Source organism: Phyllobacterium chamaecytisi (assembly GCF_020164455.1).
Lineage (GTDB): Bacteria > Pseudomonadota > Alphaproteobacteria > Rhizobiales > Rhizobiaceae > Phyllobacterium > Phyllobacterium chamaecytisi.
In genome coordinates this window covers 95,371-117,818 of sequence record NZ_JAIQWW010000021.1, presented here as the reverse complement: position 1 = coordinate 117,818, position 22,448 = coordinate 95,371, and the positions used below count along the sequence as shown (strand labels likewise).

Annotated in this window: 21 protein-coding genes; 15 read left to right on the top strand and 6 right to left on the bottom strand. The window is 55.7% G+C overall.

Annotated features, from left to right (window positions below; genetic code table 11):
• Positions 1 to 238 precede the first annotated feature (238 nt).
• The gene (locus LB462_RS25700; protein ID WP_224513957.1) at positions 239 to 910 is read right to left on the bottom strand and encodes an RraA family protein; all 672 of its coding nucleotides are present in this window, start codon (positions 908 to 910) and stop codon (positions 239 to 241) included.
• Between the two features lie 54 nt (positions 911 to 964).
• Positions 965 to 1,981: a hydroxyacid dehydrogenase gene (locus LB462_RS25695; RefSeq protein WP_224513955.1), complete on the bottom strand. Its 1,017-nt coding sequence runs from the start codon at positions 1,979 to 1,981 to the stop codon at positions 965 to 967.
• Positions 1,982 to 2,116: 135 nt separating this feature from the next.
• Here LB462_RS25695 and LB462_RS25690 point away from each other — a divergent pair, with 135 nt between their 5' ends.
• The 8 genes from LB462_RS25690 to LB462_RS25655 all read left to right on the top strand — a co-directional run bounded on the left by LB462_RS25690 (position 2,117) and on the right by LB462_RS25655 (position 11,000).
• Positions 2,117 to 2,812: an IclR family transcriptional regulator gene (locus LB462_RS25690; RefSeq protein ID WP_224513953.1), complete on the top strand. Its 696-nt coding sequence runs from the start codon at positions 2,117 to 2,119 to the stop codon at positions 2,810 to 2,812.
• Between the two features lie 52 nt (positions 2,813 to 2,864).
• A complete protein-coding gene (locus tag LB462_RS25685; RefSeq protein WP_224513951.1) occupies positions 2,865 to 3,824 on the top strand; it encodes a tripartite tricarboxylate transporter substrate binding protein in 960 nt (319 codons plus the stop codon).
• Entirely contained in the window at positions 3,821 to 4,282 is a 462-nt protein-coding gene (locus LB462_RS25680; protein ID WP_224513949.1) for a tripartite tricarboxylate transporter TctB family protein, read from the top strand. The genes LB462_RS25685 and LB462_RS25680 overlap by 4 nt, the downstream gene beginning before the upstream one ends.
• 27 nt (positions 4,283 to 4,309) lie before the next feature.
• Positions 4,310 to 5,818 (top strand): tripartite tricarboxylate transporter permease, encoded by a 1,509-nt coding sequence (locus LB462_RS25675; protein ID WP_224513947.1) that lies wholly within the window; start codon positions 4,310 to 4,312, stop codon positions 5,816 to 5,818.
• Positions 5,819 to 5,835: 17 nt separating this feature from the next.
• The gene (locus tag LB462_RS25670) at positions 5,836 to 7,014 is read left to right on the top strand and encodes an alpha-hydroxy acid oxidase (protein ID WP_224513946.1); all 1,179 of its coding nucleotides are present in this window, start codon (positions 5,836 to 5,838) and stop codon (positions 7,012 to 7,014) included.
• 299 nt (positions 7,015 to 7,313) lie between these two features.
• On the top strand, positions 7,314 to 8,711 hold the full coding sequence (locus LB462_RS25665; RefSeq protein ID WP_224513944.1) for a TackOD1 domain-containing metal-binding protein: 1,398 nt from the start codon (positions 7,314 to 7,316) through the stop codon (positions 8,709 to 8,711).
• Positions 8,681 to 9,979: a glycosyltransferase family 2 protein gene (locus LB462_RS25660; protein WP_370637299.1), complete on the top strand. Its 1,299-nt coding sequence runs from the start codon at positions 8,681 to 8,683 to the stop codon at positions 9,977 to 9,979. The genes LB462_RS25665 and LB462_RS25660 overlap by 31 nt, the downstream gene beginning before the upstream one ends.
• 10 nt (positions 9,980 to 9,989) lie before the next feature.
• The gene (locus tag LB462_RS25655; protein WP_224513940.1) at positions 9,990 to 11,000 is read left to right on the top strand and encodes an HlyD family secretion protein; all 1,011 of its coding nucleotides are present in this window, start codon (positions 9,990 to 9,992) and stop codon (positions 10,998 to 11,000) included.
• A gap of 93 nt (positions 11,001 to 11,093) precedes the next feature.
• On the opposite strand, the gene aztC is transcribed toward LB462_RS25655, so the two are convergent.
• From aztC to aztA, 3 genes are read right to left on the bottom strand one after another with little or no spacing between them, the layout of a single operon-like run.
• Positions 11,094 to 12,023 carry a zinc ABC transporter substrate-binding protein AztC gene (aztC, locus tag LB462_RS25650; protein ID WP_224513938.1) on the bottom strand — a complete coding sequence of 310 codons (930 nt, stop codon included), beginning with the start codon at positions 12,021 to 12,023 and terminating at the stop codon, positions 11,094 to 11,096.
• 17 nt (positions 12,024 to 12,040) lie between these two features.
• Positions 12,041 to 12,907: a zinc ABC transporter permease AztB gene (aztB, locus tag LB462_RS25645; protein ID WP_224513937.1), complete on the bottom strand. Its 867-nt coding sequence runs from the start codon at positions 12,905 to 12,907 to the stop codon at positions 12,041 to 12,043.
• A gap of 3 nt (positions 12,908 to 12,910) precedes the next feature.
• Positions 12,911 to 13,750 (bottom strand): zinc ABC transporter ATP-binding protein AztA, encoded by an 840-nt coding sequence (gene aztA / locus LB462_RS25640; protein ID WP_224513935.1) that lies wholly within the window; start codon positions 13,748 to 13,750, stop codon positions 12,911 to 12,913.
• 156 nt (positions 13,751 to 13,906) lie between these two features.
• Here aztA and LB462_RS25635 point away from each other — a divergent pair, with 156 nt between their 5' ends.
• The gene (locus LB462_RS25635) at positions 13,907 to 14,311 is read left to right on the top strand and encodes a Fur family transcriptional regulator (protein ID WP_224513933.1); all 405 of its coding nucleotides are present in this window, start codon (positions 13,907 to 13,909) and stop codon (positions 14,309 to 14,311) included.
• 5 nt (positions 14,312 to 14,316) lie between these two features.
• Here the strand turns inward: LB462_RS25635 and LB462_RS25630 are convergent, their stop codons facing one another.
• Positions 14,317 to 15,015, bottom strand: a complete 699-nt coding sequence (locus LB462_RS25630) for a TetR/AcrR family transcriptional regulator (protein ID WP_224513931.1) — start codon at positions 15,013 to 15,015, stop codon at positions 14,317 to 14,319.
• 145 nt (positions 15,016 to 15,160) lie between these two features.
• Here LB462_RS25630 and LB462_RS25625 point away from each other — a divergent pair, with 145 nt between their 5' ends.
• The 6 genes from LB462_RS25625 (at position 15,161) to LB462_RS25600 (ending at position 22,413) form a co-directional block, all read left to right on the top strand.
• Complete coding sequence (locus LB462_RS25625) at positions 15,161 to 16,354, top strand: HlyD family secretion protein (RefSeq protein WP_224513929.1); 1,194 nt, start codon at positions 15,161 to 15,163, stop codon at positions 16,352 to 16,354.
• Positions 16,355 to 16,380: 26 nt separating this feature from the next.
• Complete coding sequence (locus LB462_RS25620; protein ID WP_224513889.1) at positions 16,381 to 17,970, top strand: DHA2 family efflux MFS transporter permease subunit; 1,590 nt, start codon at positions 16,381 to 16,383, stop codon at positions 17,968 to 17,970.
• Between the two features lie 391 nt (positions 17,971 to 18,361).
• Entirely contained in the window at positions 18,362 to 19,465 is a 1,104-nt protein-coding gene (locus LB462_RS25615) for an ABC transporter substrate-binding protein (protein WP_224513887.1), read from the top strand.
• A 171-nt stretch (positions 19,466 to 19,636) separates the two neighbouring features.
• Complete coding sequence (locus LB462_RS25610) at positions 19,637 to 20,542, top strand: ABC transporter permease (RefSeq protein WP_224513886.1); 906 nt, start codon at positions 19,637 to 19,639, stop codon at positions 20,540 to 20,542.
• Complete coding sequence (locus LB462_RS25605) at positions 20,539 to 21,330, top strand: ABC transporter permease (RefSeq protein WP_224513884.1); 792 nt, start codon at positions 20,539 to 20,541, stop codon at positions 21,328 to 21,330. The genes LB462_RS25610 and LB462_RS25605 overlap by 4 nt, the downstream gene beginning before the upstream one ends.
• A gap of 15 nt (positions 21,331 to 21,345) precedes the next feature.
• Entirely contained in the window at positions 21,346 to 22,413 is a 1,068-nt protein-coding gene (locus LB462_RS25600; protein ID WP_224513874.1) for an ABC transporter ATP-binding protein, read from the top strand.
• Positions 22,414 to 22,448: the final 35 nt, after the last annotated feature.

The window sequence follows — 22,448 nt, the reverse complement described above, 5'->3', positions numbered from 1 at the left end:
ATATTGCTAACAGAGCAAGCGGCAGCGTTCTCAGCCGCCTGACGCGCGGTCGATCGACAGATAGCGTCATTATACCTTCCCCATACGGCATGCTGCGCCCCACGAATTTGCATCCGATAAGACTTTAGTGTCACTAACAGGCGAACGCGTCAAGATTGGCAATGATCCGGCAGTTGCCGTCGATTTGAATCCGAACATTGTTCGCCAGGCGCTGCAGCGCCTTCTGGGTGCTTTCAAATCACTCGATAAAGCATCCCAAGCGTTCAAGGGCAGCGTCGACCCAGGCACGATCATTATTGCCCGTCTTGATCGCTTCCATCTGACGCGTCTCTGCCGCATGTTTTTTGGTCGCTGCAGTGAAGACTTCTTCGACCGACTCGAGTGGCACAGACACCATTCCGTCGGCATCACCGCAGAGAAGGTCACCGGGTTGGATCACCATACCACTAATGGCGATGGGAACGTTTACCTCGCCCGGGCCGTCCTTGTATGGTCCGCGATGAGTGACTCCCGCAGCAAAGACAGGGAACGAACCCACGCTTAATTCCTCGCTGTCGCGAATGGCTCCAAATATTACGATGCCGCCAAGGCGACGTTGAATCGCGTGCGCGACCATCAATTCGCCGATGATCGCATTAGTAAGATCTCCACCCGCGTCCACGACAACGATGTCGCCAGGCTCAGCGATATCCAGCGCCTTATGCACCATCAGATTGTCGCCCGGGCGGGATTTAACGGTGATCGCTGGGCCCACCATCCGCGCACCCCGATAGTAGGGGCGTAGCGATGCGCCTCCAGCAGCCATGCGGGACATCACATCGCTTACGTTTGCTACTGGCAAATCAGAAAATTTGTTGACCCAGGCGCTGTCAACCTTGCGCTGCCGCTTACACACTTTGAAGCCTAGCATCTTATTATCTCCGAATGTTGTATTTTATAGGATTTTCCGCTTCTCTGCCGTGCTTCAGCTGACGTCCTGGTTGGCCAACGCGCGACGGTCGAATGCCTTGCCGTTAAGGACATCGATGATGTTCTGTGCGCTCTGCAAAGCCATATTCCGCAAGGCCGAACGACTGGCTCCGCCCACGTGCGGCGTCGCTAAAAGGTTTGGCAACATCCAGAATTTATGGTCCTTGCTGGGGGGCTCCTCCTCGAAACTATCGAGCGCAGCCCCGGCGATGACACCATTCGTCAGGGCCTCGTATAACGCCGTCTCATCAACGACAGCTCCACGCGCTGTGTTGACCAGAAAAGCTGTGGATTTCATCCATGAGAGACGCTCATGATTGATGAGATGATGGGTTTCCGGAGAAAGCGGGCAATGCAGGCTCACCACATCGCTTTGCGAAAGGACCTCTTTCAGGTCGCGGGTGACAGAGATTCCGTCCGTATCGCTCGCGTACGGATCGTAAGCCCATGCCTCCATTCCGATGCTTTGTGCAAGTTTTGCGGTCCGCCTGCCGATTTCGCCAAAGCCGATGACACCAAAACGGACTCCTGCGAGGTCACGGCCAACATACCCGGTCTTCGGCCAACCACCGCTTTTCACGGTGTTGTTCAAGATGCTTACGTCTTTCATCAGGCTTACAGAAAGCGTGAGAGCGAGTTCTGCGACAGACTGAGCATTTGCACCAAGAGCCCGAAGAACGGGAACATTGCGGGCGCTCGCAGCTGCAAGGTCAATATTGTCGACGCCGCTGCCGTGCTTTGCGATGACACGCAAGCAGGAAGAGGCATTTATGACGTTCGCGTCAATATTTCCCTGGCGAACCAGGATTGCGTCGACCGTTTCCTTGGCAGCAATTTCGGCTAGCTTCTCGGATCCGCTATAGCCGTCGGCGTAGATTGACCTGATGGAACTTTTCTCGAGGAGTTCGTTGGCCCGTGTGTCGATTTCTCCTCCAGTGATCAGAACAACCCACTGACGCGAGGGATCCTGATCGAGATCTCCACAGGCCTTCATATGACTGATTTCACTCATAAAAACTCTCCCAAGAATACCGCCTTTGCTCGAGACAGCAGCTGCGGTTGACGAATCTTCAATATACGGTATTGTACTAAATGAAAAGGTGTTGTACTGAGTACAACGTACAGCATCTTTGAAGGAGGTTAACCCATGCCGGGCAATTCATCGGGAGTAGCGGCCGTCGAACGTGCTGTTTCCATACTTGAGGCGTTTACCGACGTTGACTCGGGGCTAACGCTGGGCGAGCTCGCGCGCCGCACAGAACTGGACAAGTCCACGGTGCTGCGCATCGCCCGCTCATTGGCAAAATCTTCGATCCTGGTGCGCAACGATGACGCCAGCTGGCGGCTCGGCCCCGAACTCGCGCGTCTCGGAGCTCTCTATCAGTCGACTTTCAAGGCCTCGGCGGTTTTGGAGCCTCTCCTTGCTGAGATCAGCGAGGCGAGCGGCGAGAGCGCTGCCGTTTATGTCAGGGAAGGCGATTCGCGTGTTTGCCTTCACCGTCACGATTCCAATCAATCGATCCGGCACTCCGCGCGCGTCGGAGACGCCCTGCCGTTGGACCGGGGTGCTCCAGGGCGTGTCATTCTGGCATTCTCAGGCACACCGGGGCATGTCTATGACGAGATCAGGGAACGCGGCTACCACGCGACGATCGGTGAGCGCGACCCGCAAGTCGCGAGCCTTGCCGTTCCAATTTATCGCGACGGTCGCAAGCTGTTTGGCTCCATGGCTTTAACTGGGCCGACGCCCCGCTTTACCGAAGACGCGATCAACAGAAATCTGAAGATTCTCCGTACGGCTGCCCACAAGTTGAGCGCGGCCATGGGCGGAGAACCCGGTTAGGTGTTTTTGGCGGGTGCCGGGCCCGCTCGTCGTTCCAGGGAGGAACTTAAGCGTGAACATTTCGAAAATTACAGTACTGGCAGCTGGCACGATCCTTGCGGCCGCAGGAAGCGCCCATGCGGAATGGCCGAATGACAGACCAATCCAAATGATAGTTGCCTTCGCACCGGGCGGAAGCACGGATGTCATGGCTCGTGCCATGGAGCCCTTCCTCGAGAAGGAACTAGGAGCTGACATCGTAATAGAAAACCGCCCTGGAGCTTCAGGTGAAATCGCCTACACCGCTCTCGCGAAGGCAAAACCGGACGGGTATACGTTCTCCTACATCAATACCCCGGGCTTTCTTTCGATGCAGGTTCAAAGGAAACTTGGCTATGATCCGAAGACCATAAAGCCCATCGCGCGCATCGTCGACGACCCCGCGGCAGTCGTTGTCCCAGAAGGTTCAGACATCAAGACCCTTGGCGACTTCGTCGCCGCGGCAAAGGCCAAGCCTGGTGCTGTGTCTTTTGGTTCATCGGGCATCGGAACCGATGATCACCTGGCAATCATCATATTGGGAGCCGCAGCTGGCGTGCAGATTACTCATATTCCTTTCAATGGTGCAGGAGAGACGCGCACGGCAATTCTCGGCTCCCAAGTTACAGGTGGCGGCCTCAATATCAGCGAGTTTGCCGGAAACGACACTTCGGGCTTGCGGATGATTGCTCAATTCGGAAACGAGCGCTCCAAGCAACTGCCGGATGTTCCCACAGCCATCGAATCGGGATTTGATGTTGAGATGACTTCGGAACGTGGCATCGCGGCGCCGAGCCAAATACCTGAAGAGATTTCCGAGCGCTTTGCTGCCGCCGTGAAAGCAACAATCGACAATCCGGAGTTCCAGAAACAGGCCGAAAAACTAGCATTGCCCTTGGCGTACTTAAGCGGTCCAGACTGGGAAAAGGCGATGCCGGCCCGCCTCGCCCGATTCCAGAAAATATGGGACCAAACACCATGGGTGCAGCAATGAACCCGCGGACTCCCTTCCGAGGAGGAGACCTTCCCGACGTACTTGCAGGGACTTTGATGATCTCGCTCGGAGCGCTTGGCCTATGGGCCGGGCGCGACCTGACATACGGAAATCCGGCAATGATGGGGCCCGGCTTCCTGCCAGCGTCCCTATGCACAATCATGGCACTGATCGGCGGGTTCGTTCTCGTCAAAGGATTGTCGAAGCCCGCAGAGTCGATGGGTGCGCTCAATCTTCGACCTCTGGTCACCCTTGTCGTGGCTATTGCAGGCTTCGCGTTCAGCGCCGAACGCTTCGGCTTCGTTGTCGCATCGGCATGGTTGCTGATTATCGGGAGCCTTGCCGATCCAGAATCCAGATGGAAGGAAATTTTCATCTCCACCGCGGTTCTGACATCGCTCGGCGCGCTTCTTTTCGTCTACGGACTCGGCGTTCAGATGCCTGTTTGGCCCTTCTGACCGATTTCATTTCTGATCGGAAATCCAATGTCATTCCTTGATGTACTAATGCTCGGATTTTCGGAGGCTCTGACTCCGACAAACTTGCTCTTTTGCTTTATCGGCGCACTGCTGGGTACGCTTATCGGCGTACTGCCGGGCATAGGACCGACCGCAACCGTCGCCATACTTCTTCCGGTAACCTTTTTCTTGCCGCCGCTCGGCGCCCTCATAATGCTTTCGGGAATTTTCTACGGAGCTCAATACGGGGGATCGACAACTGCCATTCTGGTCAATCTTCCGGGCGAGGCATCCGCGGTGGTCACGGCCATAGACGGCTACCAAATGGCACGGAAAGGTCGCGCTGGTGCAGCGCTGGCGATAGCGGCGCTGGGGTCATTCTTCGCCGGGACGGTTGCGACAATTGCCCTTGCTGTGGCAGGTCCGACGCTATCTTCATTCGCCTTGTCCTTCGGTCCCGCCGAGTACGTAGCTCTCTGCATTTTCGGTTTGCTTGCCGCGACAATCCTCGCGCATGGTTCCGTTATCAAGGCTATTGGCATGGTGTGCCTTGGGCTCGTCTTGGGTCTCGTGGGAATTGACGTCAACAGCGGATCGGCACGCCTTACCTTCGAATCAACCGATCTCTACGACGGAATTGAATTCGTGGTTATCGCGGTCGGCTTGTTCGGCATAGCGGAGATCGCCACCAATCTTGAATCCACAGAGGTGCGAGGGATCCTTCAAAGCAAAATTGGGCGCTTGTGGCCTACCCGCGACGAATTTCGGCAAAGCTGGGGGGCAGTGCTCAGAGGAACGGCGGTCGGTACCGTACTCGGTGTCCTTCCGGGCGGCGGCGCAACATTAAGCGCGTTCAGCGCCTACTCGGTCGAAAAGAAAGTATCCAGGACTCCAGAAAAATTCGGACATGGAGCAATCGCCGGCGTCGCCGGACCGGAGGCCGCCAACAATGCGGGGGCGCAGTCGTCTTTCATTCCGCTTTTGACGCTCGGCATTCCGTCCAATTCAATCATGGCGATGATGTTAGGGGCGATGACCATTCATGGCATCACTCCGGGTCCCTCCGTCATCCAGAATCAGCCCGGTCTGTTCTGGGGTCTGGTAGCGTCAATGTGGCTCGGCAATGCAATGCTCCTTATTATCAACCTGCCGTTGATAGGCCTTTGGGTCAAGTTGCTCCAGATTCCCTATCGACTGATGTACCCGGCTATCCTGCTGTTCTGTTGCGTCGGCGTTTTTAGCGTCAGCAATCGTGGCTTCGATGTGGCTCTGGTCATCATATTCGGCGTGTTGGGGTACGTGCTGCGGAAAGCCAAATGTGAACCAGGCCCGTTGTTGTTGGGGTTCGTACTTGGACCGTTGCTGGAGACTAATCTCCGACGTGCAATGCTCTTGTCACAAGGTGACTGGCTCGTTTTCTTTGAGCGTCCGATCAGTGCGATCCTTTTGGCGGTCACTGCCCTCATGTTGTTGATGCTTGTTCTGCCTGCCATCAGGAAGAACCGCAAAGCGGCATTCGAAGCCAGTGAGGACTAACGGTTGGAGAAAAATCGTTGCCGCCAGTAAGAAACGCCGTCAGTCGACGAATCCGCGGCGTCCTTTCGCTCGACGATTTCGAGATCCGCGCGAAACGACACCTGCCGAAACCGCTTTTTGGCTATATCGCCGGAGCCAGCGAGACCAATGCCTCGCTCCGGCATAATGCTGGGGAGTTTCAGAAGTATGGATTTCGGCCGCGCGTCCTGACTGACGTCTCAGCGCGATCGACCGAGACAACCTTGTTTGGAACGCGATATTCAGCGCCCTTTGGCATAGCACCGATGGGCATCAGTGCACTCATGGCTTATCGCGGCGATCTCGTGCTCGCGACCGCGGCGGCGGAAACCGGCATACCTATGGTGATGAGCGGATCATCCCTGATCCGGCTGGAGGAGGTAGCTGCGGTTGCGCCTCAATCCTGGTTCCAGGCATACCTTCCCGGCGAACCAAACAGAATCGATGCGTTGGTCGATCGGGTCGCTGCCGCAGGGTTTCAAACTTTGCTTCTGACCGTTGATACCGCTGCCCTCGCTAACCGGGAAAACAACATTCGGACCGGATTTTCGACTCCGCTCCGCCCGAGTGCCCGCTTAGCCTGGCACGGAATTTCTCATCCAGCATGGAGTATCGGCACATTCGCGCGAACTCTACTTTTTCATGGCATACCACATTTTGAGAACTCGTACGCGACCCGCGGAGCACCTGTCGTTTCAGCGAATGTCATGCGCGACTTCGGAAAACGCGACCACCTCAATTGGAACCACTTTCAGCGAATACGCGATCGTTGGCGCGGAAGGCTGATCATCAAGGGGATCATGCATGAAGAAGATGCGGCAATTGCAGTTGGGCAAGGCGCGGACGGCATTGTTGTCTCTAACCACGGAGGTCGGCAACTTGATGGGACATTGTCACCGCTCAAAGTTCTGCCCTCGATCGCTGATCGCGTGGGTACAGAAACGGTGGTTATGTTGGATGGCGGCATTCGCCGCGGTGCGGACATTATCAAGGCGCTCGCGTTCGGGGCAAAGTTTGTTTTTGTCGGCCGACCGTTTCTGTATGCTGCTGCAGTTGGTGGCCAGCCGGGTGTTCTGATGGCTGCCGATATTCTCAAGACCGAGTTGCACCGGAATATGGCGTTATTGGGTGTTAATTCCATCGAGGAAATTACGTCCGACCTTATAGCCGAAGTCTAAGGCTCACTGGCATGCATATTATTGGCCGCCTACCCAGATAGCTCCAACTGTCCCTGCCATGTGCCATGTGAAATAACGCTGGTGCCCGACTTTGGAAAACGTACCAGATATCTAGTCAGATAATCGGCTACGTCTTAAGTACTACGACAGATCCACAAATATATTAACCCACCCACAAGTTGCTTGACACCGCTTTTTACCCGGCGTTTATCCTGTTTCAAAACAAACAGAGAATAAACGCTTTTCGTAACTTAGATTTGTACTTGTCTCCGGCTCACCAGAGTCCGAAAAGGTGTATCGTGTCAAACAGCAATGTATCACTGCTAGAAAATACTGCTCCGATTGATAACCGGACATTTACAGATCCCCATCCCGTAGTCGAGCAATGTCAATCAATATGGCGTCAGTTTAACTTGCGCACCCCTCAGATAACATTCTATCCCGATACGATCATCCCTCACTCCCGTTACCTTCGCGAAGTGTTCTCGGTCGTCGATAATGATGACATCGATGCGGTTTTACTGACTAACGAAAGGCAATCATTCGGGTTGGAAAAGTTCCGCAGCGCAAGAGATCTGTTTCTGGTGCCGGTTGTGAACGTTTCCGGGAAGCCGAGCGTGGCCGCCGATGTCGATTTTAGCCTGAAGAATCCCAAATCATGGGTGGAAACCGCGAGTTGCATCAGAAAATTCCGGGAGCGCCGAGGCCGGTTGTCGAGCAGATTTCTATCCCCTACTTCTCCAGCCGTGCGAATGATGGCTTATTTGTTCGTTTCCGGGGAAGATCTCACCCCGATCAGGCAGCCGAATTCCCCATACTATTTCGGATACAAAGGTTTTCCGAATACAGCATCCGCGACAATGGTTGCCGAAGCCCTTGCCAATAAGGGCTGGCTCGAGCGCAGTTTTTTCGACAGGTACCATAAATGTGCCGGATGCCAGTCTCATCGATTGACGGTCAGAGAAGAATGTCCGGCATGCCAGTCGCCGCAGCTATCAGAAGTAGACCTGATCCATCACTACAGCTGTGCGCAATTGAGTCCCGAGGCGGATTTTCGTCGCGGAACGGCGCTCATTTGCCCCAAGTGTAGCAAGCAACTGCGCCACTACGGTAAGGACTACGACAAGCCGGGACGCATTCAGGTGTGCGCCCAGTGCAAAAATACCACGTCGGAGCCCACCATCGGTTTTCTTTGCCAGGACTGCGGAATGCATGTCGGCGGAGACGCAGCGAGCGTATCGGACGTGTTCTCCTATTCCCTGTCCCATCAGGCGAATACACTGCTCGCCAACGATGTTACGAGCGTAGATCGATTTCCGATTGCTCAACTTCGTTATCTTCCGGAAGAACTCCAAAAGAAGATTACTCAGCTTTCTTCCTCTATCGGGGCAGCATCCGATTTCCTCCTGGTTGAGTTGCAATATGGTGGCCGCGAACAAGTGCTTAAAACTCGAGGTGAAGCCAACTTCATTTCAATGCGGAAACTACTTGCAGATAATCTTCAGGGCATTCTTGGAGATGTCGCATCCGTACATTCGTCTCTTGAGCGGGAGTACGTCCTCTTTCTCGGACGCGACGAAGCAGGCTTCACGGCCTACTTGCAGGAAGCTCTTCACCGTTCCGAATCTATTCTATCCGACAAACTGAACCCCACCTTGCTTGTCTTGTGGGGCACACGCGAAAAAGCGCTGTTGTGAACGACCTTGATTTCGGCCTGTCATTTCTTCTGGCACAAACGGGCTCGAGTTTAGTCACCGTCTTTTGGTACACGCTGATATTCGATGTTCCAAGATACCTCGTGCCGTTTGTAATAGCCGCGATGAGCTTGCGACACATGGAGAAGGACAACGGCACTCGTTGCAATTCCCAATCTCCAAGCGTGAGCATCGTTCTTATTGGCCATAACGAGGCCGATTCCATTGGCGCATGCGTTAATTCCCTGATGGAACAGTCTTTTTTGGATTTCGAGATCGTTATCGTCAGCGACGGCTCAACGGACGGAATGAACAAAGTTGCCAGAGAAATGGTCCGAAAAGGACTGGGATCCTGTATCCTCTCTACGGGGGTTCGGGGCGGCAAGGCGAGCGGGACTAATCTGGCGTGCGAAATCGCACGCGGTGACATCATCATTAATATTGACTGCGATTGTTCGTTTGACCGATTTGCGATTGAACGTCTCCTGGAACCCTTTGCCGACGGGCGCGTCGGAGCAGCATGCGGGGATATCGCGCCACGCAACGCCGATGTGAGCCTTGTTTCACAGTTTCAGGAGATCGAATATCTGGAGTCTATTTCCGTCGGTAAGCGGTTCAGCGCAGCGATTGGCCAAATAACATGTGCATCCGGTGCGTTCAGCGCTTTTCGCCGGACCGCTCTCGACGAGGTAGGCGGGCTTGATGTCGGTGGTGGAGAAGACCTCGATGTAACGCTGCGGCTGCGTCGAGCGGGCTGGCGCATCGGATATGTTCCGAATGCCGTGTGCTACACGGACGTACCAACAACCTTTTACGCCTACATCAGGCAGCGGCTGCGTTGGGAGCGTGACGCGGTATGGATCCGCTTCCGCAAGCACCGGCGGCTTCTCAATCCGTTTGACCGCAACTTCAGACCTGCGGAAGCATTTCATCAGTGGGATTTTCTGGCGTTCAGTGTTGCCGGCGCCGTCATCTTCCCGATCTATATATCGTGGCTCGCAATCAACTTCGGCGCACTTGCCATCCCGGTTCTGATAGCGATGCAAATCGCGTTGCTGGTTCTGGATGTCCTTATGCTTGCCCTGGCTTGCTGGACAACAGGCCGCGCCAGTTTTTGGCGTAATCTGTTGTTCGTTCCTGGCTACTCCATCTTCATGTCGTATGGGATGCGGTTGGTACGCTTGCTGGCTTATATCGATGAGTGGTTTTTTCGCGGTTCTCATCGCGACAACTATACCCCGGAAAAAGTGCGCCATGAGCGCGCGTGGTGAGGTTAAGTAAATGAAGTACATCCGCAAACGCCCTCGCATAGATAATCTCGACCGGCAACAGAGAAAGGGGTCCGGCCGCCTGAGCAGATCGATATATCTCTTGATACTCGGAGCGCTGATCGTTTCGCTTGCGAACTATCTTGTCGGCGGAATGTTCATCCTGTCAGCCGATGGCATTGTACTGGCGCAGCGATACATCGTATCCGCCGGCTATCCGGCAACCGTCGACAAGGTGCTGGTCAGCGAGGGCGATAGCGTCACCCAAGGAACGCCGCTCCTCGAGCTCACGTCGTTCGATATGGTGAAGGAGATCGCAGAACTCTCTGTGCGAACAAGCGAACTTGCGGTGCGAGAGGGCGAATTGCAGGGAAAGGTAGCGACGAATACGGCACTCTTACCTCTGGCAGAGCGTTCAGCAAATGAAAGCAACAGTGCTATTTTGCGTCTTGACCGGGTTTCGACGCGAGGCCTTGTTCTTGCAAACCGAAGAGACGAGGCCTTGACGGCCAACTACCAGGCCGCGGAGCGCTATGCCCAGTTGCGGGCCGAGTCACAAGTCACCGCAAACGAACTCCGAGTTGTAGAAGCGTCGCGACAGGTTGCGGCTGACGCGGTTCACAAAATGAAAGCAATTTATGGAGAGGGTACGGTAACTGCGGCGGTCACAGGTATTGTGGGTTCAAAAATTCCTGTTCCGGGTCAAGTTGTACGTCTGGGTGATGAAATGCTGCAAATAAACGGGGGAAAGGCTTATCTGTTTGCTTATTTGCCGGATGGGTATCTTTTTCCTGTTACCAAAGGCATGAAGGTTCAGGTGAGCGGCGGGAGCGAGCACGCGACGGGAACAGTTGAAAAAGTGTTGCCGATCGCCGACGCTCTACCAGCGGAGTTTCAGAATTTGCTGCGGCCACGCGACCGATCTCGGCTGATTCGAATTGCGCTGCCGGAAGACCATCCCTTTGCCGTAACCCAGAAGGTCGTCATCAGAGGATGCGTGTTCGGTTGGTGTTGGGTTCGATAGCATATTTGAAAGGACCTGTTACAAAACGCTTTAGCAATGTGACCTGGTTGAGTGAAGGCCGATGGTTTGGTATCGGCCACCACCGGGCATTGGTTAGCTGCCTAGAATGGCCTTTTTAAACGTCGCGATATTGTGGTGCATCATGTCGATATAGGTTGCTGCACCTTCGTCGGGCTTGGAAAGAGCATCCGAGAACAGTGTACCGCCGACGTTTAGCTTGGTTTCACTGGCAATCTGCTCGATGAGGCGCGGATTGGTGATGTTCTCGACGAAGATTGCCGATGCCTTGTCCTCCTTCACCTGTTTGATCAGCGCAACGATATCTGCAGCCGATGCCTCCGAATCAGTCGATATCCCCTCGGGCGCCAGGAATTTCAGACCGTATTCATGCTGGAAATAGCCGAATGCGTCATGCGACGTGATGATCAGGCGCTTTGATTCCGGGATCGAGGCAATGGCTGCCTTTACTTCCGCCTCTGTGGCATCGAGCTTCTTCGTGTAAGCTGCTGCATTGGTCTTGTAACTGTCGCAGTTGGTTGCGTCCGCTGTGCAGAAGGCGTCAACGATATTCTGGACATAGATCTTGGCATTGCGGATCGACTGGAAGGCGTGCGGATCATATGCGCCATGTTCTTCCTTGGCCGCGCCGCTATCGCCGTGGTCTTCTTCGGCGCTCTTGATCGGTTCAACGCCCTTGGTCAGTTCGACGATGGGAGCCTTGGTGGCGCTCGCTTCCACGAGGCGCGGCAGGAACCCCTCGAAGTGCAGGCCGTTGACAAGCACCACATCGGCCCCAGCGACCGCGACAGCATCGGCTGGCTTTGGTTCATAGACGTGGGCGTCGCCATCTGGTCCGACCAGCGTGGTGATTGAGACCTTGTCGCCGCCGACGTTCTTGGCAAAATCTGAAATGACAGTAAAACTGGAGACAACCTTCAAAGCTTCCGCCGAAGCCGGGGAATAACCGGCGGTAAGTAATAGTATAACGTTTAATCCCGCAGCAAGTTTAAGAGCCTTCATCATAGCGTTTTCCTTCTGTCCTAAGCTGTTCTGTGGCGATAGGGGCGCAGCCGGCTGTTGACGATGCCGCGTGTCCCGATGAGGATCGATCCGAGATAGATTGCCCCGGCGGACAGGATGATGGCCGGTCCGGAAGGCACTGAATAGTGGTAGGAGATCAGCAGCCCGCCTACGCAGGATACGCAGCCGATGACGATGGCCAGCGCGCACATAGGCCCGACCCGCGACGTCCAGAAACGCGCTGCTGCAGCGGGGAGCATCATCAGCCCGACGGCAAGCAAGGTTCCGAGTGCCTGGAACCCGCCAACGAGGTTGATCACCACCAGCGCCAGAAAGATGAAGTGCACGGGCGTGCCAATGCGGCTGACAGAGCGCAGGAACAACGGGTCGAGACATTCGGCGACAAGGCCCCGCCAGAAAATCGCGAGTGTGACAACACTGATCGCCGAGATCATGCCGATCAGGCTCAACGCCTCATTGTTGAGCGCGAGAACGGTCCCGAACAGCACATGCATCAGATCGACATTCGATCCGCGCAGCGACACGATTAAAACGCCGAGCGCCAGCGATATCAGGTAGAAAGCCGCCATGGAGGCATCTTCCTTCTGTATCGTGAAGCGCGATACCGCACCCGCGCCTAGTGCGACGATGACACCGGCGACGAGTCCGCCAATGGTCATCGGCACGATCTGCAGCCCATAAAGCAAAAAACCCACCGCCGCGCCCGGCAGGATGGCATGCGCCATCGCATCGCCGGTCAAACTCATGCGCCGCAGCATCAGGAAAACGCCAACCGGGCAGGAACCGAGCGACAGCGCCAGCGAGCCGACAAGCGCACGTTGCATGAAGCTGTAGTCGACAAAGGGGGCGATGAGATACTCATACATGGTCTAAGCGGCGCCCCTCTTCAGTGAAGTTTGGGGCCCATTGTGATGATCGCCGGCGTCATAATGATGGACATGCGGATGAGCGTGATCGTGTGCATGACCGTGGGCAGCATCATCCTCGCACCAGGGCGCGCCCTCTTCCCAGGCTTCGTGAAATTGCCTGGCCTGTAACAAATTGTCAGCGCGGAGCGTCTCGCGCGACGCACCCCAGGCGATCGGCTTGCGCGCCAGAAGCAGCGTCTCCGGGAAATGCTCGCGAACAAGATCGAGATCGTGCACAACGACCATGATCGTACGGTTCTCGCCGTGCCAGCGCTTGATCAGATCGATCAGGTCGCTAACGGTCTTGGCATCGATCGCATTGAATGGCTCATCAAGCAGAATGAGATCCGCATCCTGTACCAATACTCGCGCAAACAAAGCGCGCTGCAATTGCCCGCCGGACAGCGTGTCAACCGGACGTTTTTCGAAGCCTGCTAATCCAACACTCATCAGCGCCTTCGAGACATTCTCGCGGTCTTCCGCCGTGAATCTGCCAAGCAGGCCACGCTTCGGCCAAAGCCCGAGCGAGACAAGGTCGATCACGCGCGCCGGGAAAGACCGGTCGAGTTCGGATTGTTGCGGCAGGTAGGCGATCCGTACACCTTTTTCGACAACGCACGAACCGGACATCGGCTTGAGAACGCCGACAATCCCCTTCATCAGCGTCGACTTGCCCGATCCGTTCGAGCCGACGACCGCCGTCAGCGAGCCACGGCGAACTCCGCCGCTTAAGTGATGAACGGCGGGATGCCTGTGATAGCCAAGCGTCAGATCGTGAAAGGTCAGGCAGGGTTCAGTCATCGGACAGTCGCATCTTGGAGTTGAGCATTTCGATATGTGATGTTATTACATTTGTCAAGAACGGCGAATTTGAGAACCGGGAAAATTAATGTATCCACTGGCGGAAAAGACAAATCTTTCCTATGTCTTATAGATCAACAAGGAGCCAATCGGGCAATGACTGCTACGCAAGAGCTGACAAAAAACCAATCGCTGGTTTTCGACGCGTTGGCTCGCGCCGATGGGCCGCTTAGCGCCTATACGATCCTCGACCAATTGCGAAATGATGGCTTCCGCGCCCCGCTGCAGGTCTATCGCGCCCTCGACAAGTTGCTCGACTACGGCATGATTCACCGGCTTGAGAGCATCAATGCATTCGTCGCCTGTGCGCATCCTCACACCCATAGCCACGGCCACGGGATGATCGCCTTTGCTATTTGCGAAAAATGCGGTCAGGTCTCGGAATTCTCGGATGATATAATCACCGGCCGCGTCCGCGAATGGACCAACAGCAATGGTTTCAAGCAATCAAAGACGACGATTGAAATCCGCGGCGTCTGTGCCAATTGCGGCACGGCATAACGAGATTACTGTTTCTTGTAGGCCTTGAGGAACATATCGACGCCGGACGTTACAGTCTTGCGTATCTGCTCCTCCGATGGCGGATTATCCATGCATCCAAACAGCCTGCGCCTCAGCATACCCGTTACCATCAGGTCGGATAGCTGATAGGTAGCAAGTTCGGTATCTTCAATATCGAGATCGCCCGAAGCAACATGTTTGTCCAGAAACGCCCTCAACAGAGCCTGCCCCCGCTTTGGACCATTCTCATAAAAGCTCTGGCTCATCGAGGGCATGCGCTCGGCAACGCTGATGACCACCCGTTGCGCCCGAATGACAACATCGGACGTGACCTTGAGTGACAATGCCGTACCAAAAGCAATAAGCGCGTCACGCAAGTCATGGTGGTCTTCCAGCGCAGAATAAATGCCGCTGAACAGCTTGTCGCGATAGGCAAAGCAGAGCTCCATGAAGAGCTCTTCCTTGCTATCGAAATAGACATAAATCGTCCCCTTCGACACGCCGGCTTCACGCGTTATATCGTTCATGCTCGCGGCATCGAAGCCCATCTGCGAGAAAACGCGGTCGGCGCCTTCAAGGATTTGCTGGCGCTTGGCCGGATCTTGACCAGCTGCCAAACGGCCCTGCCGCTCGTCCACAGGTATCACCGCTTCCAAGGCAGACGCCTTTATCGATGACACGCGGGACGCCTTCGTAGATGACATTTTAATCTCGTTTCCTCATTTTCGATTCTTTTTCGAACCAATCGGTTCGATGCACTTGATATGCGCTCTCATTTGCGCTATGTCAATCATCGAACCGATTGGTTCTATCACTTTCCAGAGTGAACATCCGTAGAAAGAGCCTCATATGTCTGCGTCGAACGCCAAGAATGAAGCTGAAATCCGTCAGTTTCCAGCCCCGGCTCCTGCTTCAAAAGCGGAAGCACCAGCAAAGCCCGATGCTCCTGTAACAGAAGCACCGCAGCCTGAAGTTGCCGCCCAAGCGCCCGTCAAACCTAAGCGTTCGGCCAAGCGCTTCGTCTTGCCCGTATTGATTGTCGCCGCGATTGGCGCCGGCGGCTGGTATGGTTATGAATACTGGACCACGGGCCGCTTCATGGTTTCGACCGATGACGCATATATCCAGGGTGACATCACGGCGATTGCTCCGAAAGTCACCGGCTATATCGACAGGATCGATGTTGTTGCCAATCAGCGCGTTAAAGCTGGCGATCCGCTGGTAACGCTGGATAATGGCGACTATACGATCGCCGAAGAGCAGGCTGAAGCTCAAATCGCGACGGAAAAGCTGTCGCTCGATCGCATCAATGCGCAGATCGTTGCCGCCAAAGCTTCGCTGCAGCAGGCGCAGGCCGGCAAGCTCAACGCGCAGGCCGTCTTGACCAATGCGCAGGCAGGGTCTGTGCGCGCCAAGCAACTCCATGCGACAAGCTTCGCATCGCAGTCGCAGCTTGATGATGCTACGGCGGCCCTCGATCAGGCGAAGGCCAATATAGCCTCCGCCGATGCACAGATTGCTGCTGCTGATGCCAATGTCGGTGTGCTCGAGGCCCAGTATAAAGAAGCCGAAGGTTCCATTCGGTCGCTTGAACTTGCCAAGGACAAGGCTGCCCGCGATCTTGGCTTTACCGTCATCCGCGCTCCTGTCGATGGGGTTATCGGCAATCTCGCAGCCAAGACAGGCGACCTCGTCAGCCCCGGCCAGCGTCTCGCGGCTCTTGTTCCTGTAAACGCGCTCTATATCGACGCGAACTACAAGGAAACGCAGTTGCGCGACATCTTTGTTGGCCAGAAAGTCCGCGTCAAGGTTGACGCTCTGTCCGGTGACACGTTCGAAGGCACTGTCGCCTCCATTGCTCCGGCTTCAGGCGCTGTCTTCTCGCTGCTTCCGCCGGAAAACGCTACGGGTAACTTCACCAAGGTCGTTCAGCGCGTGCCGGTTCGTATCGCCCTGCCCGCCGACGCCCTGGCAAGCGGCAAGCTTCAGGCCGGCCTGAGCGTGGTCGTCGATGTTGATACCCGCACGACACCCAAGCTGTAATCCGAACTCCTGACGGGTCGAAGATCATGTCGAAAGCCACAACGATTGGAGGTCCCGGGGCACCCGCTGTTCCGGACGAACATATCGATCCGAAGAAAGCCATCGCCTTTCTGGCGATGGTGTTCGGCATGTTCATGGCCATTCTCGACATCCAGATCGTCTCGGCGTCACTCGCCGAGATCCAGGCAGGGTTGAGCGCAAGTTCCGACGAGATTTCGTGGGTTCAGACGTCGTATCTGATCGCCGAAGTCATCATGATCCCGCTGTCCGGCTTCCTGGGGCGGCTCGTCTCGACACGCATCCTCTTTTCTGTTTCGGCGGCTGGTTTCACTGCCGCCAGCGTACTTTGTGCCACGGCAACGAACATCGATCAGATGATCGTCTACCGCGCTATTCAAGGCTTCATCGGCGGCGGCATGATCCCGAGCGTTTTCGCCGCGGCATTCACGATCTTCCCGCCATCGAAACGCTCGATCGTCTCGCCGATGATCGGCCTCGTGGCAACGCTCGCCCCGACCATCGGACCGACTGTCGGCGGCTATCTGAGCAATGCCTTTTCCTGGCACTGGCTCTTTCTCGTCAATGTTATTCCCGGCATCATTGTGGCGATTGCCGCATGGAAGTTGATCGATTTCGACAAGGGCGACCGCTCGCTTCTCAACAAGTTCGACTGGTGGGGTCTCGCAGCCATGGCAGCCTTTCTAGGCTCGCTCGAATACGTTCTCGAAGAAGGCCCGCGAAATGACTGGCTGCAGGACAACGCTGTTTACTATTGCGCCATCGTCATGGTCATCGGCGGTATTACCTTCTTCTACCGTGCCTTCACTGCGGAACAGCCGATCGTTGATCTCTTTGCGTTCAAGAACCTAAACTTTGCGTTTGGTTCGGCGTTTTCTTTCGTGCTTGGCATCGGCCTTTACGGACTGACATACGTCTATCCGGTCTATCTCGGCCAGGTCAGGGGTTACGATGCCCTGATGATCGGCGAAGCGCTCTTCGTCAGCGGTCTGTGCATGTTCCTGACAGCACCGGTAGCCGGCTTCCTCTCCGGCCGCATGGATCCGCGCATCATGATCATGATCGGCTTCCTTGGCTTTGGCGCCGGCACCTGGACCATGACCCATCTGACGGCGGACTGGGATTTTAACGAACTGCTTATCCCGCAAATCTTGCGCGGCGTGTCATTGATGCTGTGCATGGTACCCATCAACAACCTTGCGCTCGGCACACTTCCGCCTGCCCGGCTGAAGAATGCCTCCGGCCTGTTCAACCTGATGCGCAACCTCGGCGGTGCAGTCGGCTTGGCTGTGATCAACCAAATCCTCACGGATCGCGGCGCCATGCATTATGCCCGTCTTTCTGAAAGCGTGCATTGGGGCAATCCGGAAGCGGAAGACATGATGGCGTCGATGAGCAAGAATTTCGCATCCCACGGGCTTGACGGCAGTGCGACTGCGCTTGCCAAGATTTCCGGCATGGTTCACTTGCAGGCATCGCTACTCTCGTTCATGGATGTTTTCTACATCCTGACCATATTGTTTGCTTCGCTCGCGGTCTTCGCTGTGATGATGCGCAAGCCGGGCGCTCCAGCTGGAGGCGGTGGTGGCGGTCACTAAGGATGTGACGCCGCGCGCCGTGGTCATTGCAAGATTCTGCCTGAAACGCTTAGCCCCCTAATCTCTATCATATTCCTCGACGTTCGATCTTTCAGACAGCGATGTCGCAGCTAGCAAAATGCGACAGATAGAATCCGCCGGACTGCCGCGGCCAACTCTATTTTTGTCGTTATCGGGCTAATAGCGGCAACAGTCGCACCGCCTGCAGATTTACCGTTTGGCTGAATTGCTAAGCCGCCAAAAAAGTGGTTCACTTCCCCTTACTGCTCAGGAAAAGTCTGTTCATCAGCACGTCACGTGTCTGTCATCCAACTGACACGAGACACCTATATCGGGGTTGCTGAACGTCGAAACAGAGCCAATGACGTATCGCTCAATAGGGGTTTTCAAAATGGTTGGTTACTCAAAACGCTTGCTTGCGCTGTCGACAGCTGTGCTGTTCGCGAGCACGACAATTTCATTCGCGGACGCACCGGCCGAGCTGGTTGCTGCTGCAAAGAAAGAGGGCTCACTGACAACGATCGCGCTGCCACATGACTGGTGCGCTTACGGCGATGTCGTAGCTGGTTTCAAGGCCAAGTATGGCCTTGAGGTAAACGAACTCAATCCGGATGCCGGTTCTGGCGACGAGATCGAAGCAATCAAGGCAAACAAGGACAACAAGGGCCCACAGGCGCCTGACGTTATCGATGTTGGCTTTGCTTTCGGTCCATCCGCCAAGAAAGACGGCCTGACGATGCCTTACAAGGTATCGACCTGGGACTCGATCCCGGACAACGTCAAGGATGCCGACGGCCATTGGTATGGCGACTATTATGGTGTTCTGTCGTTCCAGGTAAACACCGATATCGTCAAGAACGTACCAAAGGATTGGGCCGACCTGCTCAAGCCGGAATATGCAAACACCGTTGCTCTCGCTGGTGATCCTCGCGCTTCGAACCAGGCCATCCTTGCCGTTGCAGCTGCCGGTGCATCAACTGGCGCCAAAGCCGGTGCCGATGCTGGGACTGCCGGCTTGAAGTATTTCGCCGACATGAACAAGGCCGGTAATTTCGTTCCGGTCATTGGCAAGTCCGGTACGCTTGCCCAAGGTGCAACCCCGATCATAATCAATTGGGATTACAACGCACTTTCGGGCCGCGACACGCTGAAGGGCAATCCTCCGGTTGAGGTTGTCGTACCTGCATCCGGCGTTGTAGCCGGCGTGTACGTTCAGGCAATCAGCGCCTTTGCGCCGCATCCAAATGCAGCAAAGCTCTGGATGGAATACCTCTACTCGGATGAAGGTCAGCTGACCTGGCTCAAGGGTTATTGCCACCCGATCCGCTTCAACGATCTTGCCAAGAACAACAAGATCCCGAAGGAACTGCTCGACAAGCTGCCTCCTGCAGCTGCCTATGAAAAGGCGATCTTCCCGACCCTCGATGAACAGGCTGCCGCCAAGGAAGTCATCACCAAGGATTGGGATAAGGTCGTTGGCGCCAACGTGAAGTAAATCCTGACCGATCGGATCCCCGCGGCACTCGCCGCGGGGATTTGGTTCAGTCAAAGGCGCATTGCGCGCAATAAAATTTACGACGTGACGTGACAAGCCGCTTCCGGATTGATTGCCTGGCAGTTTGCCGGCGGCAGCTATATCTTACCCAAGAATGCGGTAACGAAAACGATGAGTGCGATTTCAGAACCCGGCGCATTGCCTCCGGTCCCCGTCCCGGCAACCGAGCGCAGACGCATGTCGCTCGACTGGCTTGGCGTTATGCCATTCATGATCTTCGCCGTGTTGTTTTTGATATGGCCGACGATCTATCTCATTGCAGGCGCGTTTCAGGACAATGAGGGTAACCTCACCCTCGCCAATATCGCCAATCTCTTCCAGCCGTCGATCATGGCGGCCTACTGGATATCGATCAAGATTTCGCTCGCCTCGGCACTGCTCGGTGCATTGATTGGCTTTTGCATCGCGGCCGCAATCACGCTTGGTGGGCTTCCGGCTTGGATCCGTTCGCCGTTGATGACGTTTTCCGGCGTGGCATCAAACTTTGCCGGCGTTCCTTTGGCCTTTGCCTTCCTCGCCACCCTTGGACGAACCGGCCTTGTCACCTCGCTCCTGTTCAATGTGTTCGGCTTCAACCTTTACGCTCACGGCTTCAATCTTCTGAGTTTTTGGGGCCTGACCATCACATATCTCTACTTCCAGATTCCCTTGATGATCCTGATCATCACGCCCGCGCTCGATGGGCTCAAGCGGGAATGGAAAGAGGCTGCGCTCATTCTCGGCGCAACCGGCCCGCAATATTGGCGCATGGTCGCCTTCCCGATCCTGTGGCCGGCTTTGCTCGGAACAATCCTTCTGCTTTTTGCAAATTCCTTCGGTGCCATCGCGACAGCCTACGCGCTGACAGGATCGTCTCTCAGCATCGTCCCCATTGTGCTCTTCGCGCAAATCCGTGGTGATGTGCTGCAAGACCCACACCTTGGTTACGCACTTGCCTTCGGTATGATCGTCATTACCGGCGTTTCCAACGCAATCTACATCTGGATGCGCGCCCGCAGCGAGAAGTGGCTCAAATGAAAACGAACCGTATCTGGTCCTGGCTCGCGCTCGCCTTCGGCATCATCTATTTTGTCGTACCGCTGCTCGGCACGCTTGAATTCTCTTTGCGCATGCGGCGCGGCGCCTATTCGCTCGATGCCTATTGGGTGATCCTCAGCGATCCGCGTTTCCAGCAGACGTTCGGTTATTCGATCGTCATGGCGATCGTGACGATCATCATCGGTATCGTTCTTGTTGTACCGACTGCTTATTGGGTGCGTCTGCGCTTGCCGGCATGGCGTCCCGTTCTTGAATTCATCACCCTGCTTCCGCTGGTCATTCCGGCCATCGTTGTCGTGTTCGGCTATATCCGCCTCTACAACACCGCTTCGATCCTGCCATTGACCGGTTCGGCCATGGGAACGAATATCCTGCTCGCTTTCGGTTATACGATGCTGGCACTGCCTTACATGTACCGGGCGGTGGACACGGGCCTGGGCTCGATCGATATCAGAACCTTGACAGAAGCCGCCGAGAGCCTTGGTGCGAGCCGCATCACCATCATGGCGAACATCATCCTTCCCAATGTGCTCGTGGCGGTGCTCTCCGGCGCATTCCTGACATTCGCGATCGTCATCGGCGAGTTTACCATGGCCGCTCTGCTCAACAGGCCGGCGTTCGGTCCGTTCCTGCAGCTTATCGGGGCCAACCGCGCTTACGAACCTGCGGCTCTTGCCGTTATCGCATTCGCCATTACCTGGATCTGCATGGGCCTGATCCAGGTCGTTACCCGCTTCAACAAATCGCTCGCTGCGACCAAGCGATAATTCGGGATACCAACCATGTCATTCCTCACGATCAGCCATTTGAAAAAGAGCTTCGGCGCCACCACCGTCGTTCATGATTTCAACCTGAACATCGAGAAGGGCGAGTTCATCTCCTTTCTCGGACCCAGCGGCTGCGGGAAAACAACTGTGCTACGCATGGTTGCCGGCTTCGAAACACCAACTTCCGGCGTGATCAGCATCGGCGGCAAAAACGTCGTTAATCTCAAGCCGAACCAGCGCAACATCGGCATGGTTTTCCAGGCGTATGCGCTGTTTCCCAACATGACCGTCGCGCAGAATGTCGCCTTTGGCCTCAAGGTGGCCAAGCAGCCGCAAGCCGAGATCGACGCGACAGTGCATGAGATGCTGTCACTGATCAAACTGGACCATCTCGCGGCGCGTTATCCATACCAGCTCTCCGGCGGTCAGCAACAGCGCGTGGCGCTCGCGCGAGCACTCGCCACGAAGCCGCAAGTGCTGCTGCTCGATGAACCGCTTTCTGCCCTCGACGCGAAGATCCGCGTATCGTTGCGCGAAGAAATCCGGGCGATCCAGCGCAAGCTTGGCATCACGACGATCTTCGTCACCCATGACCAGGAAGAGGCCCTGTCGATCTCTGATCGTATCGTTGTGATGTATGAGGGCAATGCCGAGCAGGTTGGGGCCCCTTTCGAGATTTACAATCAACCCGCTTCGCGTTTCGTGGCCTCATTCGTAGGAACACTCAATACGCTCGACGCTGTTGTCCGCGACGCAGGGTCAGGCACGATTACTGTTGATGGCAAAGACATTGCAATCGACCGGGCACGCCTTAACGGCCACAAGACCGGCGACAAGATTTCGCTCGCGGTTCGCCCGGAGGCTGTCAGCCTTGGGGAAGCCACCGACAAGCGCGAGACGACGCTCGACGGCAAGATCAACAGCGTACATTTTCTCGGCTCGGTCATCCGCATCCGGGCCTCGTTGGGCGAGAACACCGTGTCGTTCGACACATTCAACAATCCGAGCGCCCCGCCGCCATCTCCGGGCGAGAACGTCAAGGTTAGCCTGGCAGCCAAGGACCTGCTGGTTCTGGGACACTAGCCGCTGCGATCATGCATCTAAAGAAAGAGGGCGCC